The sequence below is a fragment of the Caldifarcimen microaerophilum genome (genome assembly GCF_055387105.1).
Genome location: NZ_AP038914.1, coordinates 1,436,957 through 1,451,017 on the forward strand (window position 1 = coordinate 1,436,957; position 14,061 = coordinate 1,451,017).

Here is a 14,061-nt window from a genome sequence, read left to right on the forward strand (position 1 = left end):
CCGGACCTTCAACCCTCCACCCCGCCGCCTACATCGGGCCTTTCGCCCCTCCACGTTCAACCACACCCGGAAGGATCGCCGGGCATGGCATGGCGGGCAAAGCGTTCATCGCCGTATCCGATTTTCAAGACAACGCCCCGGTGCCTCTGGACAGGCCCGGTGGTTCGCATGCCGGGCCATACAATACACACCGCACAGGAGGTGAGCATGAAAGTCCTGGGTCCCTTTGTGCAGGTGGCCAGTCCCACCCCGGACGGCCGGGTGCGGGTGATGGCGCAGGCCGGAATTGCAGTGGATGAGGAGGGATGGATCCGGTGGGTGGGCCCGTGGAAGGAACGTCCGGAGGGTCCGGTGGTGGAGCCTGCGGGTCCGGCGGTGGTTCCGGGGTTTGTGGACCCCCACACCCATCTCGTGTATCCGGCGGACCGGTTTGAGGAGTTTCTTCTGCGCCGGGAGGGGAAAACCTATGAGGAAATCCTCCAGGCCGGCGGGGGCATCCTTTCCACCGTCCGGAAACTCCGGGAAACACCGGTGGATGTCCTGGTGGACGACGCCCGGAAACGCACGGCCGAAATGCTGGCGTATGGAACGACCACCGTGGAGATCAAAACCGGCTATGGCCTTTCCCTCGAAGCTGAAGGGCGGATGCTGGAGGCGATCCACCGCCTGGCGGCACAGATTCCCCAGCGGGTGGTGCCCACCTTTCTGGGAGCCCACGCCTTCCCGCCGGAGAAGTCCAGAGCGGACTATGTCCGGGAGGTGGTGGAGGCGATGCTTCCGGCCTTCCGGGGACAGGCGGTGTTCTGCGATGTGTTTGCCGATCGGGGTGTGTTTTCGGTGGAAGAAGCCCGGCACATTCTCAGCCGGGCCAGAGATCTGGGCTACAAACTCAAACTCCATGCGGATGAACTGGCCTTCACCGGAGCAAGCCTTCTGGCTGCCGAACTGGGGGCGGTGAGTGCCGATCATCTGGATCAGGCCCCCCGGGAAGTGTTTCCTCGCTTGAAAGATGCCGGTGTCACCGTGGTGCTTCTGCCCACCGTCAGCCTGTTCCTGGGAGGCAGATTTGCGGACTATGCGGGAATGAGGGAAGCGGGGGTGCGGGTGGCCCTGGCCACCGACCTGAACCCCGGGTCGTCCCCCTATTATTCCATGCAGACGGTGATGCGGGAAGCCGTCCGTTCCTATGGCATGACCTTTGAGGAGGCATTGATGGCCGCCACCTGGCATGCCGCCTGGGCGCTGGACCTCCAGGAAGAAGTGGGCAGGATTGCCCCGGGGTTCCGGGCCGATCTCGTGGTGCTGGACCGTCCGGACTGGCGGTATTTCTTCTATGAGCCTGATCGGAACCCGGTGGCCGAGGTGTGGATGGGGGGAGAGCGGGTGTTTCGCCGGCCTGATCTCTCATGAAGCCCCGGAAGACACGCATTCCCTGGGTGACCCATCCCGAATACGGGGTCTTTCGCCGCCGACTCAACCGGTTTGCCGCCCTGGTGGAACGGGAGGGGCTTGAAGAAAAGGTGTTCCTCCCCAACACCGGACGGCTGGAGGACCTCCTGGTGCCGGGGCGGAAGGTGCTTCTGGAGAAACGGAGAGATCGGGGGAAAACCCGGAGAGACCTCCTGGCCATCCGGGTTCCCGGGTATGACGGCAAGCCCATCTGGGTGGGACTGGATGCCCGCATGAGCGGGCCCCTCCTGGGGGAGGTGTTTGGCGGGGCCACCTCCAGTCCCCGCCGGGGCAAGAGCGTGCTGGATCTCTTCTTCCCGGAGACAGGAAAGGTGGTGGAAGCCAAATCGGTGAATCTCCTGGATCGGGAAGGGACGGCCCGGTTTCCGGATGCCCCCACCCTGCGGGGTCAGCGCCATCTTCAGGAACTTCTGGAGGTTGCCTCCCGTGGCGAGCCGGCGGGGCTGTGGTTTGCGGTGTTCCGGGAGGATGCCCGATCCTTCTGTGTATTCGGGGAACGGGATCCGGCCTTTGCCCGGCTGTATGAAAGGCTTTTTGAGGCGAGAGTGGATGTGCGGGCCTTCCGCTTCCGGGTAACGCCCACCCACCTGATCTTCCTGGGAGAACTGCCGGCCTGCCGGCGGGTGACGCCCTTTCCGGGCTACTGGATGCCGAGTTCCCGAAACAACAGCACCTGAAAGGCCAGAAAAAGAAGGCCGATCTCCAGCCTCTGGCGCAGGCCCCGGCTTTCGTCATAAGGGATGGCCAGGAGCACGGGCCAGGGGGCGTGGCGGAGGATCTGGCTTACCACGATCAGGCCCAGAAGGGGCAGAAGCAGGCCTCGTGCGTCTGCCCAGAGAAGGGTCATGCCAAGGGTTCCCACCCCGTTGAGCTGGACGCCGGCGTTGTGGTAGGTCTGCTCATACACGGCCTGAGGAAGAGCCGAAAACAGTCGCCGGAATTCCGGCACCGTTTCATCGAACAGAATGATCAGAACAAGTCCCACCACAGCAAGCGCTGTGCTTGCCGCCATCAGAAACGCACGCCATCCCTCAAGGCTTGCAAACACTGCATACCCAGAAAGCCCCAGACTCGCCGCCCAGAGAAAGAGCCCCCCTTTCACCCATCCACCCCTCTTTCCCCCGGCGGCATAGGTGGAAACACCGTCCCGGACGGGAGAAAGATCCGGGTCCCGGTGTCCCAGGAGAAGGAGGCCTGCGCCCAGCCAGGAGCAGGTCAGCGCGATGGGAATCATTCGCCTTCCACAAAGAGTTTTCGGAACTGCTCAATGTGTTCCGGCGAGCCCATCACCCACAGCACATCTCCCGCCTGGAGGGGCATGTGGGGATCGGGGTTGAAGAGGAGCTGGCCCCCCCGGACGACACCGATCACCATGGCACCGGCGCGCTGACGGACGTTGGCCGAAGCCAGGGTTTTGCCCACGATGGGCGCGTTCTCAGGAAGACGGAATTCGTCCACCCGGAGAAAGATCTCCTGACCGGAGGAGACCACGTCCAGGATCTCCACGAAAGAAGGCGAAAACATCTCCATGGCGATCCGCTGGGCGGAGGTTTCATACAGGGGGATCACCCAGTTTGCCCCGGCCTGGAGAAACTTTTTCTTCGCTTTCTCGTCCACCACCTTGGCATAGATTTTGACGCTGGGATCCAGCCCCCGGGCGGTGAGCACCAGATACAGGTTCTGGGCGTCGGTTTCCAGAAGGGCAGCCACCCCCCGTGCCCGGTGGATGCCGGCCCGCTCCAGCACCTCTTCTTCCGTGGCGTCCCCGTGAACAAAGGGGAAACCGTCTTCGTCCGCCACCAGGAGGGCGTCGGGGTCCTGATCCACCACCACCACCCGGGCCCCCATGCTGCGCAGCCGCTGGGCCACCAGGCGACCCGTCCGCCCGTACCCGCAGATGATAAAATGGTCGTTCATCTTTTGAACCTCCCTTTCCTTCCGCCGGAACCGGAGGATGGAAAACACTTCCTCCTCCAGAAGGAGCTGGCCTATCCGGGAAATCAGATAGCCGGCTGTCCCCACCCCGGCCACGATGAGGAAGATGGTGAAAACCTCCCCGGCGGGAGAAAGAGGCTTCACCTCTTCAAACCCCACCGTGCTCAGGGTGATGATGGTCATATACAGGGCATCAATCCAGGAGAACCCTTCAAGGATCCGGTATCCGACGGTTCCGAGGCCGGTGAGGGCGAGAAGGAGACCGGCGGCGAGGGCAATCCGGCGGCGGAGGGCCTTCAGCGCGTCCAGTGACCCGGAAGGACCTTGTGGCATTCGGGGCATCGCCCGTCCTTCACCCGGTTTTCCAGCACCACCCATCCGAACCGGTACACGAGGGGGGCCTCACAGTGAGGGCAGAAGGTGTTTTCCCGGGGATTGCCCGGGAGGTGGTCCACATACACGAAGGGAAGAGTTCCCGAAAGAGCCTCGGCGATCTGGATCAGGAGGGAAGCCGGGGTTCGGGGGTGGAACTGACGAACCACGTGGAAGGGGGTGTCGGGCGTCAGGGTTTCGGTGAAGGTTTTGAGGAGCGTTCGCAGGTCCCGGGGCCGGAGTTCGGGCGGTGGAACAAGGGCCACCTCCACCCACACGCCCCGGTTGCGCAGCCAGGCCCCCTCATACAGGATTTTCCCCCATCGCTCCCGGTTCCCCTCGTCCAGGATCAGAAACACGGCCGTGGCCAGAGAGGGAACCAGGCCGAGAATGGGAGAGGTCCAGAGGCCCCGGGAACGCCACAGCACACCCTTCCCCTCTTCCCGGGCTTTCCAGGCAAGGTTGGCGTGGAGATCAAAGGCCCAGGCCACCTCCGGATCGCCGGAGGCCACCGCCACCACATCATCCGGGAGGTCGGGGGGATTCTCGGCCGAACGGGATTCGCCCCCCACCCAGTAGGTCCACACCCGGGACGCCGGCATCAGGTGGAAGAACCCCCGGCGTTCGACGGGTTCGATCTCGGCGACCCGGATGGTTCCCATGAAGTTTACGTGATCCCCACTGCGCTTCCGGACCCCGCAGGGCCCCACCTCCCCATCGGCGAGCCTGCACAGGTGCCGGCACGCCTGACATACCAGAAACGCCCCCTCCTTGCGGGTGAACACGGTGTTTCCCGGTTATCCCCCATAGGCTTCCAGGCCGGTGATGGCCTTCCCCACGATCAGGGTGTGAATGTCATAGGTCCCCTCATAGGTCAGGGTGCTTTCCAGATTCGCGGCGTGGCGCATGCTGTGGTATTCCGCCGTGATCCCGTTGGCTCCCAGGATCTCCCGGGCACTCCGGGCGATCTCCAGGGCATATCGGGTGGCCTGGCGTTTGAAGAGGGAGATGTGATGGTGCTGGGCCGTGCCGCTGTCCATCATCTGACCGACCCGGAAGGCCATGAGCTGAATGCTTGTGAGCTTGGCCAGCATGTCCACCAGACGCTGCTGGATGATCTGGAAACTCGCGATGGGGCGACCAAACTGGATCCGTTCTTTCGCATAGGCGAGGGCCTCCTCAAAAGCCGCCTGGGCGGCGCCCACCGCCCCCCACGCCACACCGTATCGCCCGTGGTTCAGAACCCGCAGGGGGGCCACAAGCCCTTCGGCCAGAGGAAGGCGGTTCTCGTCCGGAACCCGGACCTCGTCCAGGGAAAGCTCCGAGGTGATGGACGCCCGGAGCGAGATCTTGGTTTTGATGTCCTGGGCGGTGAACCCCGGTGTGCCCTTTTCCACCAGAAAGCCCCGGATCACCCCTTCCCGATCTTTGGCCCAGATCACCGCGACGTCGGCGATGGAACCGTTGGTGATCCAGAGTTTGGTCCCGTGGAGCACCCAGGAATTCCCTTCCCGGAGGGCCACGGTGCGCATGCTGCCGGGGTCCGATCCCGCATCGGGTTCCGTGAGCCCAAAGCAGCCCAGCATCTCCCCACGGGCCATGGCCGGGAGGAACCGCTTTTTCTGCTCATCCGAGCCATAGAGATAGATGCTGGTCATGGCGAGGGAGCTCTGGACGGAGGCAAAGGAGCGCACGCCGGAATCTCCCCGCTCCAGCTCCATCATCATGAGCCCGTAACTCGTGTAATCCAGGTTCTGCCCCCCGTATTCTTCGGGAAGGGTGGGGCCGAAGAAGCCGAGTTCGGCCATACGGGGAACGAGATGCATGGGAAATTCACCCTTCAGCCAGTATTCTCCGATGATGGGCAGGACCTCCCGATCCACGAATTTCCGGACCATGTCCCGGATCATCCGCTGATCTTCCGAGAGAAGGTCATCCAGCCTGAAAAAGTCCATTCACCATCCTCCTGTAGCGTGATTGCAACGACATTTAATCCGTGTACACACAGGAATCGTTTACTTCTCCTTCTTTTTTCCTTCCCAGAGAACCTTACCAAAGATTGAGTCCGGGTAGAGTCCAATAACGGCTTTTTGGAGAAGCAAGGGACCGCTCTTGGTTTTCCCTTCCCGAAGATATCCTATGATCGCCTGTCCGGGAGCACCTGAATACTTCTCATAGATCCTCCTCGGGATCGCTCTCTTCAAACAATCTATGGGTCGGCCCTTATGTCCGTTTTTGTACCTTTTGCGAGCCCGATATGGAAAGCGACGGTTTTCGTCCTTGAGGTAAAAATACCAGATATCGAAATCCTTAATGCCCACGCTGGGATCGAGATAATGGGAAGCGGCTCCCTGAGCCAGAACAATACCGATCAGGGCATTGCCGTAAGCTTCTTTCAGGTGGGAATTCCTCTGGAAGAACGCTTCGTGTTCTTTAAGAGCAAGTTCTTTCAGCGCTTCCAGGTCTTCGGGTGTGAGAGGTTCATACAACCTATCCATGATAGCCCTCCTGTGTTGTTATGTCGCACCGGAAGATGCCTCCACAAGCCGTCGCAGGCCTTCCTGAATGGCCGCCCGCTGGGCGGGGAACACGTGGGTCTGGACCGCTTCAAAAAGCAGGGGAAGGGCGTCGGTCAGGGCTTCGGGCGGGACGGGTGTCCCTTCTGCCGTTCCCTGGATTTCCACGATCCGCCCGTCTTCCCCAAATACCACGTTGAGATCCATGTCCGCGCCCTGGTCCTGTTCGTAGTCCGGGTCCACCACCCACCGGCCGTCCCGGTGGGCGGCGGCCACCCCTCCCACAAGCTGGCGGATGGGGAAACGCTCCAGGAAACCCTGCAGCGTCAGCCGATGGGCCGCCAGCGCAAGGGCCACCATGCCCCCGTTCACGGAAGCGATACGGGTCCCTCCATCGGCCTGAAGGACATCACAGTCCACCACCCAGGTGGTTTCTTTCAACGCCGTCCGGTCCACCGCCGCCCGGAGCGCGCGCCCGATGAAGCGGCCGATCTCCACGATCCGTCCGTCGGGATGCAGGGATTTCCAGGTCCGGGTTCGTCGCTGATGGGTGGACCGGGGGAGCATGTCGTATTCCGCCGTGACCCACCCTTCCCCGGTGCCGTGGAGAAAGGAGGGCACACCCATCTGAACGCTCACGGTACACAGCACCCGCGTGTTGCCCGCCACCGACAGGCATACCCCTTCTCCCCAGGAAGGGAACGTGGGATCCAGTCGCACAGGGCGCATGGTTTGCACTCAGGCCAGAATTTTCCGCATCTCTTTCACGGCGTTCTGAAATCGGACCCGGGCCATTCCGATGTTCACACCAGCCCGGGGGAGCATGGCCACATACACCCAGGAACCCACCTGGGCGCCGAGAAGGTGAAAACGCTCCGTGGTGAGGGCAAAATCCTCCACCCGACCCAGGTCCCCTTGAAGAGACATCTGAAAAGCGGCATCAATCCATCGGGAAAAAGTCTCCTGAAGGGCTTTCCCCTTGATGGCACCGGTCACCACACGGCCCGCGGTGTCCACCAGCACGTGGATGCCGGTCACCCCCGTGGACTTGGCGAACCGCTTCATGAGAGCCTGAAGCTGTTCGAGTTTTTCGGGAGGCGGGGCTTCGGGCGAAGGGGCCGGAGCAGGAGCAGGCTCAGATTCAGGCGCAGGCTGGGGCTCCGGAGCGGGCTCGGGGGGGGCTTCAGGGGGCGGTGCCGGTTTCTCTTCCTGGATTTCGTAGGCCGGGGCTTCCTGAATGTCCATGGAAGGTTTTTCTTCAGCCCGCTGGTCCTCTTCCAGCACCTCCTGAATTTCTCTCTGGAGGTCTTCCGAAAGGGGCGTGGGGGGCTCTTCTCCAGAAGCCCGCTGGAGCTCTTCCACCTCCCGCATCACCCGATCCTCTTCACCCCCTTCCCCTTCCAGAACAGCCTCAAGGTCGGTTTCTGGAACGTCCTCGGGAACGGCCTCCGGTTCCTCGAGGGAGATTTCATCGAGGGAGGGGAGTTCTTCGTGCTCTTCTTCCATGACCTCCTCGACGGAGATTTCACCGATGGAGGAGGGGGTTTCTTCCTCGAGTTCAACGGGTGCTGGTTCTTCAGGGATTTCCACGACTTCTTCTTCAGGTTCTTCGCCGAGGCCTTCGAGGGAGATTTCATCGAGGGAGGGGAGTTCTTCGTGCTCTTCTTCCATGACCTCTTCAACGGAGATTTCACCGATGGAGGAGGGGGTTTCTTCCTCGAGCTCAACGGGTGCTGGTTCTTCAGGGATTTCCACGACTTCTTCTGCAGGTTCTTCACCGAGGCCTTCGAGGGAGATTTCATTGAGGGAGGGGAGTTCTTCGTGCTCTTCTTCCATGACCGGGGTGTCCACCCCGCCCAGCAGTTCGGACTCCAGTTTGCCCATGTCCTCCGTGCGGGCCTCATTTCGCATACGCACCACTTCGAGGAGCAGGGCATAGAGGGGCTGGTGGATGTTCCGGTCCACATCCACCGTGTCCACCCAGTCCATCTGGAACTGGACGTTTTCGTGGCGCAGAATGTGGAAAAAGGCCTCTTCTCCTCGGTGATTTCCGATCTCGGCGAACCAGAGTTCGCCGTCTTTCACCCACAGCACGCCCGGACCTTCGGGCGTTTGCACGGTGAATCGGGCACTCCGTCCCTCCATCGCCACGAGCTGGAGGACGTCCATCAGGTTCCATTCCTGAAGGGTCCCCGCAGCCCCTTCCTCCTCCATTTCCTGGATGACGGTGAGGAGCTGGTCAAAATCGAAGGGCTTCTCCAGATAGCTGATGGCCCCCCGCTGAAAGGCTTCGTTTTTGAGTTCTTCGTTGCCATGGGCGGTCATCACGATGGCCCGGATCTGAGGCTGAAGTTCCCGGGCTTTGAGAAGAAGATCGATCCCGCTGATGTCAGGCATTCGAACATCAGTGATCAGGAAATCAAGGTCTTTGGCGGACTGGAGGATCTGCAGGGCCTCGGTTCCGCTGCTTGCGGTGAGAATCTCCCAGCCGTGGCGGCTGAGCTCCTCGGAGAGGCCCCACAGGATATCTTCTTCGTCGTCCACAAGAAGGATCTTCAGGGACATGCTTTCACCCCCCTTCGTCTCCAGGTATCATATATAGGATAAAGCGTGTGCCGTGATTTTTCTTGCTTTCCGCCCGGATGAGGCCACCGTTGCGGGTCACAAGCTGATGGACGATGAAAAGCCCCAGTCCGGTTCCCGACGGTTTGGTGGTGAAAAAGGGAACAAAGATGTGTTCCAGCTGTTCGGGGGTCATCCCTACCCCGGTATCCTGGACCACGATTTCCACCCACCGATCCCGCTCCATCCGGGGAAGTTTCTGACGAACCTCCCGGGCCGAGACGGTGAGGGTCCCCTTGTGGGGCATGGCCTCGATGGCGTTGAGCATCAGGTTGAGCAGGATCTGCTCAAACTGGTTCCGGTCCGCCCGGATCTGGATGGAATCGGGAACCTCCACGTTGAAGGTGATCCGGTGCTTCATGAGCTGGTCTTTGATGAGGGGATAGAGGTCGTCGATCACCTCCCGCACCCGGATGGACTCCGGCAGGGGCTCTTTGGGCTTCACATAGGAGAAGAACTGTTTGATCAGGGTGTCAATGCGGTCGATCTGGCGAAGCATCCGTTCGAGGGCTTCCCGATCGCGCTCGTCCTCCAGGCGTCGGGCCAGATTCTGGGCAATGAGGCGCATGCCGGCCAGAGGGTTTTTGATCTCATGGGCCAGACCGGAAGCGAGGACCCCGAAAGACGAAAAACGGTCCAGACGGACCAGGGTTTCCTGAACCCATTTCTTTTCGGTGATGTCTTTGATCAGATACAGCCATTCCTTGTGGGATTTGTCACCGGCGGGATAGACGGAAACCCCCAGAAACCGATCTTTCCAGGGGATTTCCGCCGGTTCGTTCTTTTTGCGGATTCGCCAGAATTCCCTGGGAAGCACGGAAAGGTTCTCATCAAACAGGTGCCGGGCGTACCGGTTGGCATATCGAATCCGCCCCCTGTCATCCACCAGCAGGATTCCCACATCCACGCCGTTCAGAATCCGCTCCACCACGTTTCGAGAACTCCGGACGGTGAGGATGGCGTATCCCCGCGGCTGGTTGTTCACCCGGAGGAGCACCAGTCCGAGGCTTCCCGTCACCATCTTCCCCGAGCGGGTCCGCACCCGGACGGGCATCTGGAGGCGCATCTCCTTTCCCCGGAACGCCCCCAGGGTCTGGTCCAGCACCGGGCGATAGGCGGGATCAAAAATCTCCGAAAAGGGGCGACCCGTGATGGCGTTTTCCTGATAACCCAGTTTCCGGATGGCCCGGTTGACGAAGCGGACGATCCAGCCTCCCCGTCCTTCGTCCCGTTCGAGGAGAAAGAGGATGTCCGGGGTCAGGGCAAGGAGTGCGCGAAAGTCCAGTGTGCGGGGAATGCCCTCCACCCGGCTCACGACGACGCTTCTCCCGGAAACAGTGTGATCACCACCGAAGAGTTGGAAAACCCCCGGGGCTGACCTTCCACCCGGACGACCTCTCCATAGGTGTTCAGACCGATGTACGGCGTTTCGCCAAAGAGTTCGCGAATTTTCTCCATTTCCTCTTGAAAACCTTCTTCGCCCAGCGCGAAGGTCCGGGAGAAGCCATGGAGGACGGTGCCAAACATGGGCGGAGCGGTCAGGGCATCCCGGGCTGCCTGAAAGGCCTTTTCGATGGCGTCCAGCATCCGGTCTTTCCGGGCTTCCAGGATCCAGATGGTGGCTTTGTCCGGAACCTCACCGGCCAGACGGATCCCCCCATCCTCCGTGATGCCCAGGGGAAGTCGAATTTTGGACGCTCCCCCCTGCAGGGGATCGGGGATGGCAAACTGAAAGCGTGCCAGAGCCTGGCCGAATTCTTCCAGGGAATCGCCCACCTGAACTTTTTTGCGTTTCAGAAACTCTTTCCAAACCTCGATGGCGGGACGTTCGTCCAGCTCCTGGATCACCGTCCCGGAAACCCGGGTTACCCGCCGGGGAACCAGGGGGAAAAACCCATGGCGGGCGCCCACCCCCACCGGGCTTTCGGTGAAAAAGCCCAGCACCAGGATTCCGTCATGGATCAGTTCTCCGTTATACACGAGGGCACTCTGTTCAGACCCCTCTTCGTCCACAATACCGCCGAACACGGGAATGCGCTCGTCAGGCAGCTCCCGCGCGATGGCCTCCAGAAGGATTTCGCCGTTGGTGAAACGGTCCACAAGGAAAAAGAGAGAAAGATGGGGGCGCCCCTGGGCACGCTGACCTTCCCAGGCATCCAGTACGGGCTGAACCGCCTGACGCACGGATCCCCAGAGATCCTGGCTCAAACCGGTTCCCAACCCGGCCTCCACGTGAAACTGCTCTCCTCCCAAGGCCAGGACACCCACCCCCGGGCGTGCGACCTCGTGGTTGTCGAACACATAGCCATACGTGGTGGCCCCCACCAGGGGAACCTTGGATCCGAGACCGTAGGCTGCGCCCTTGAGGACCATGTTGAGATCGTGCTCGGCGGTCATGAAAACAATGCCGATTTCGATGTCTTTGCCTGCCGCTTCTTTGGCTGCACGAGCTGCCTGGAGTCCGGCCATCCAGGAAGCGTCCACACCGGACACACCGGTCCCCACCCCGTGACCTTCCTGGACCTTCACCCGTTTGCGGGATGTGACCACCCGGGGTTGCCGGCGCTGACGGGTTGAACCTTCCGTCATCCGGCGCCACCAGCCACCCTCAACAAAAATGGCTCATCCTCCTTTTTGGATGCTGGACCGCTATATTGTAGGGCTTTCCTGTCCGCATGTCAAGGTGCCGCATTGCCTCATTTAAAATCTACACGAAAAGACATGGTTGCCTCACGAAAGAATCTACATGAAATCTCCCGTACCCTTCTTTCACCCCCTGCGTTTCCGCGCGGAAACGCAGGGGGGCCCGTAAAAATCAATCTTTGCCTGCTTTTCGGGGGTCCCCATGAAATTCTGCCAGGAATTTCATGGGGTGAGCGTATAGAATCCTGGACGAATTCTGTTCCCTCACCGGCTACAACCGCGCCTATGCCTCTTTCCTCCTCCGAAATGCCCGAAAAACCGTCACTTTCCATACCCCCAACGGCCCTCGCATCCGTGTCGTCGCTGATCCCAACATCAAAATCCAGCGAAAACGCAAACCCATCTACGGCGAAGACATTCGGGAAGCCCTCGTTGCTCTATGGACCATCCTGGACTTCCCATGCAGTCGCCTCCTCAAGGCCGCCCTCCCCTGGATCGTCCCCAAACTGGAACAAGAAGGATACCTCAAGATCACCGACACCGTCCGACAGAAACTCTTCTCCATCTCCCACTTCGCACATCCGAAAAGCCCTCAAGATTTTTTCGGGGTCCCCACGAAATCTCCAAGAGATTTCGTGGGGTGATCCTGCCCGTCCGGGGAAACACCTCAAACACCAGATCCCCATCCGAACCTTCGCCGACTGGAACGAAGCCGAACCCGGCTTCATCGAAATCGACCTGGTGGGGCATGATGGAGGAAGTGCAAAGGGAGATTTTGCTCTGACCCTGGTGGCAACGGATGTCCATACCGGCTGGACGGAGATGCACCCTGTGAAGAACCGCGCCCGGGTATGGACCCATCAGGCGCTGGAAATTCTCGTGGAGCGATTTCCTTTCCCCATCAAGGGCATTGACTGCGACAATGACAGTTCCTTCATCAACCATCATCTTATGACATGGTGCAGGGAGAAGGGGATCACCTTCACCCGATCCCGGCCCTATGAGAAAAACGACAACTGCTATGTGGAACAGAAGAACAGCCATGTGGCGCGGAGGCTGGTGGGGCATTTCCGGTATGACACGCCCCAGGCACTGGAGGTGCTGGAAGAGGTGGAGCGGTTGTATTCCATTTTCGTCAACTTTTTCAAACCGACGATGAAGCTGGTGGAGAAAGAGCGGGTGGATTCGAAAGTCCGGAAGAGGTATGACACGCCGAAGACACCCTATCAGCGTGTGCTGGAAGATCCGAGGGTACCGGAGGAGGTGAAGGAGAACCTTCGGGAGCGATTTGCTCAGCTCAATGTGGCTCAATTAAGGAAACGGATTCTCTCGCTACAGGAGCGTCTTTTCTCCTTTGCCACACCTCCAGAGCCTGCGGAGGAAGATCTCCATGTGTTGGGATAGATTTTCTCATGAGGCAACGACTCAGGTTCGAATAGATTTTCTCGTGAGGCAATACGGGTGCCGGTTCTGATCTCCGGACAAGAGTTCGGACAGGGGTGAAAGGGAGGTGGGGATCCTCCGGGGGAAAGCTGTATACTTTCCCCTCGGATACGCTTTCCTGGAGGCCCGATCACTGCGGATCTCTTCCATGGCTCGCAAGATGAAAGGCGTTTCTGAAAGTGCCGCGTATAAGCGTATCCAGCGCTTCCTCGAACACTTTGATCCCCATGAAACCCTCTGGAGGCTTTTCCCCGAAACCGCTCCTTTCGTGATCGCCGACGTCACCGAAATCGAAAGACCCCAGGCCCGCAAGACAGAATACGTCGGGACCCTGAAAGATGGCAAAACCCGCGGCTTCTGGCTCCTCGTTTCGCTCTCCTGCGAGGACGCGCCATCCCCTTTGCCATGACCACCTTCTCTTCAAGAACCCTCAAAGATACGGGAAACTCACGAAATGCCGTCCACATCCAGGCGCTTCTTTCCTGGAAGGTTCTCTGGAAATCGTCCCCTTGTGATGGACCGGGAATTCAGCTATACGACTCTCCTGCGCCATCTCTCACCCCATGGCGTTTCCTTCAGGAAACGCCATGGGGACCCCGGAAAGTATTCGTTAGTCAACGTGGGCGTGGGGGCGGGTGACCTTGATGGGATGACCACACTGGAACCTGAAGAAGCGGAGGGTTTTCCGCAGGCGGATGGAGATTGAGGACGTTTTGGGACATGAAAAGCCTGCTGGGGTTGGGAGATGTGATGAGCAAGAAACAAGCGGTGATGGAAAAGCTGGTAGGATTTTTGCTTCTGATCTACGGCATTGTGCTGCTTCTTGGAGGAGAGGTGCGTCAGGAACTTTTCCGTCGTACAGGCTCTGCAAGATGGAAACGCTTTTCCGAACCTTTTATCCTGCTTGAGAAGAAATGGCGATTGCCGCCCAAAGAATGGAGATCCTTGATTCAACGTGTCCACCACACGTTCATCCAATCCCTCTTCCCAGGTGTCCGAACTCATGGGTGAACTTCAGGCCGGTTGACCGGACTTTCTTCCGGGTCTATAATCCATGACG

General features: G+C 60.1%; 15 protein-coding genes. 6 read left to right on the plus strand and 9 right to left on the minus strand.

Annotation, left to right across the window (positions count from 1 at the left end):
* The first annotated feature begins 207 nt into the window (after positions 1–207).
* Together hutI and AC6HU3_RS06735 are read left to right on the plus strand one after the other, a co-directional pair.
* Positions 208–1,410, plus strand: coding sequence for an imidazolonepropionase (hutI, locus tag AC6HU3_RS06730; RefSeq protein WP_497473010.1), 1,203 nt, complete (start codon positions 208–210; stop codon positions 1,408–1,410).
* Positions 1,407–2,147 carry a DNA/RNA nuclease SfsA gene (locus tag AC6HU3_RS06735; protein ID WP_497473011.1) on the plus strand — a complete coding sequence of 247 codons (741 nt, stop codon included), beginning with the start codon at positions 1,407–1,409 and terminating at the stop codon, positions 2,145–2,147. The genes hutI and AC6HU3_RS06735 overlap by 4 nt, the downstream gene beginning before the upstream one ends.
* Here AC6HU3_RS06735 and AC6HU3_RS06740 read toward each other — a convergent pair.
* From AC6HU3_RS06740 to AC6HU3_RS06780, 9 genes are all read right to left on the minus strand, one after another.
* Positions 2,111–2,704: a hypothetical protein gene (locus AC6HU3_RS06740; RefSeq protein ID WP_497473012.1), complete on the minus strand. Its 594-nt coding sequence runs from the start codon at positions 2,702–2,704 to the stop codon at positions 2,111–2,113. The genes AC6HU3_RS06735 and AC6HU3_RS06740 overlap by 37 nt on opposite strands.
* Positions 2,701–3,738, minus strand: coding sequence for a potassium channel family protein (locus AC6HU3_RS06745; RefSeq protein ID WP_497473013.1), 1,038 nt, complete (start codon positions 3,736–3,738; stop codon positions 2,701–2,703). The genes AC6HU3_RS06740 and AC6HU3_RS06745 overlap by 4 nt, the downstream gene beginning before the upstream one ends.
* Complete coding sequence (locus AC6HU3_RS06750) at positions 3,702–4,439, minus strand: hypothetical protein (protein ID WP_497473014.1); 738 nt, start codon at positions 4,437–4,439, stop codon at positions 3,702–3,704. Before AC6HU3_RS06750 ends, AC6HU3_RS06745 begins: the two co-directional genes overlap by 37 nt.
* 135 nt (positions 4,440–4,574) lie before the next feature.
* Positions 4,575–5,732, minus strand: a complete 1,158-nt coding sequence (locus tag AC6HU3_RS06755) for an acyl-CoA dehydrogenase family protein (RefSeq protein ID WP_497473015.1) — start codon at positions 5,730–5,732, stop codon at positions 4,575–4,577.
* A 60-nt stretch (positions 5,733–5,792) separates the two neighbouring features.
* Complete coding sequence (locus AC6HU3_RS06760) at positions 5,793–6,275, minus strand: hypothetical protein (protein WP_497473016.1); 483 nt, start codon at positions 6,273–6,275, stop codon at positions 5,793–5,795.
* A gap of 18 nt (positions 6,276–6,293) precedes the next feature.
* Positions 6,294–7,022 carry a ribonuclease PH gene (gene rph, locus AC6HU3_RS06765; protein WP_497473017.1) on the minus strand — a complete coding sequence of 243 codons (729 nt, stop codon included), beginning with the start codon at positions 7,020–7,022 and terminating at the stop codon, positions 6,294–6,296.
* Positions 7,023–7,031: 9 nt separating this feature from the next.
* Complete coding sequence (locus tag AC6HU3_RS06770) at positions 7,032–8,858, minus strand: response regulator (RefSeq protein ID WP_497473018.1); 1,827 nt, start codon at positions 8,856–8,858, stop codon at positions 7,032–7,034.
* A 4-nt stretch (positions 8,859–8,862) separates the two neighbouring features.
* Entirely contained in the window at positions 8,863–10,230 is a 1,368-nt protein-coding gene (locus AC6HU3_RS06775; RefSeq protein WP_497473019.1) for an ATP-binding protein, read from the minus strand.
* Positions 10,227–11,504 carry an FIST signal transduction protein gene (locus tag AC6HU3_RS06780; RefSeq protein WP_497473020.1) on the minus strand — a complete coding sequence of 426 codons (1,278 nt, stop codon included), beginning with the start codon at positions 11,502–11,504 and terminating at the stop codon, positions 10,227–10,229. The genes AC6HU3_RS06775 and AC6HU3_RS06780 overlap by 4 nt, the downstream gene beginning before the upstream one ends.
* Before the next feature lie 360 nt (positions 11,505–11,864).
* Between AC6HU3_RS06780 and AC6HU3_RS06785 the strand changes: the two genes are divergently transcribed.
* The 4 genes from AC6HU3_RS06785 to AC6HU3_RS06800 all read left to right on the plus strand — a co-directional run bounded on the left by AC6HU3_RS06785 (position 11,865) and on the right by AC6HU3_RS06800 (position 14,012).
* The gene (locus AC6HU3_RS06785) at positions 11,865–12,962 is read left to right on the plus strand and encodes an integrase catalytic domain-containing protein (RefSeq protein ID WP_497536298.1); all 1,098 of its coding nucleotides are present in this window, start codon (positions 11,865–11,867) and stop codon (positions 12,960–12,962) included.
* A gap of 187 nt (positions 12,963–13,149) precedes the next feature.
* Positions 13,150–13,410: a hypothetical protein gene (locus tag AC6HU3_RS06790; protein ID WP_497473021.1), complete on the plus strand. Its 261-nt coding sequence runs from the start codon at positions 13,150–13,152 to the stop codon at positions 13,408–13,410.
* 105 nt (positions 13,411–13,515) lie between these two features.
* Positions 13,516–13,707, plus strand: coding sequence for a hypothetical protein (locus tag AC6HU3_RS06795; protein ID WP_497473022.1), 192 nt, complete (start codon positions 13,516–13,518; stop codon positions 13,705–13,707).
* 14 nt (positions 13,708–13,721) lie between these two features.
* The gene (locus tag AC6HU3_RS06800; protein ID WP_497473023.1) at positions 13,722–14,012 is read left to right on the plus strand and encodes a hypothetical protein; all 291 of its coding nucleotides are present in this window, start codon (positions 13,722–13,724) and stop codon (positions 14,010–14,012) included.
* The last annotated feature ends 49 nt before the right edge of the window (positions 14,013–14,061 follow it).

Coding starts and splice junctions, on each gene's coding strand:
- AC6HU3_RS06790 (WP_497473021.1), top strand. CDS start 13,150: ATGGCTCGCAAGATGAAAGGCGTTTCTGAAAGTGCCGCGTATAAGCGT.
- AC6HU3_RS06745 (WP_497473013.1), bottom strand. CDS start 3,738: ATGCCACAAGGTCCTTCCGGGTCACTGGACGCGCTGAAGGCCCTCCGC.
- AC6HU3_RS06735 (WP_497473011.1), top strand. CDS start 1,407: ATGAAGCCCCGGAAGACACGCATTCCCTGGGTGACCCATCCCGAATAC.
- AC6HU3_RS06780 (WP_497473020.1), bottom strand. CDS start 11,504: ATGACGGAAGGTTCAACCCGTCAGCGCCGGCAACCCCGGGTGGTCACA.
- rph (WP_497473017.1), bottom strand. CDS start 7,022: ATGCGCCCTGTGCGACTGGATCCCACGTTCCCTTCCTGGGGAGAAGGG.
- hutI (WP_497473010.1), top strand. CDS start 208: ATGAAAGTCCTGGGTCCCTTTGTGCAGGTGGCCAGTCCCACCCCGGAC.
- AC6HU3_RS06760 (WP_497473016.1), bottom strand. CDS start 6,275: ATGGATAGGTTGTATGAACCTCTCACACCCGAAGACCTGGAAGCGCTG.
- AC6HU3_RS06785 (WP_497536298.1), top strand. CDS start 11,865: ATGCCCGAAAAACCGTCACTTTCCATACCCCCAACGGCCCTCGCATCC.
- AC6HU3_RS06770 (WP_497473018.1), bottom strand. CDS start 8,858: ATGTCCCTGAAGATCCTTCTTGTGGACGACGAAGAAGATATCCTGTGG.
- AC6HU3_RS06755 (WP_497473015.1), bottom strand. CDS start 5,732: ATGGACTTTTTCAGGCTGGATGACCTTCTCTCGGAAGATCAGCGGATG.
- AC6HU3_RS06740 (WP_497473012.1), bottom strand. CDS start 2,704: ATGATTCCCATCGCGCTGACCTGCTCCTGGCTGGGCGCAGGCCTCCTT.
- AC6HU3_RS06750 (WP_497473014.1), bottom strand. CDS start 4,439: ATGGGAACCATCCGGGTCGCCGAGATCGAACCCGTCGAACGCCGGGGG.
- AC6HU3_RS06795 (WP_497473022.1), top strand. CDS start 13,516: ATGGACCGGGAATTCAGCTATACGACTCTCCTGCGCCATCTCTCACCC.
- AC6HU3_RS06800 (WP_497473023.1), top strand. CDS start 13,722: ATGAAAAGCCTGCTGGGGTTGGGAGATGTGATGAGCAAGAAACAAGCG.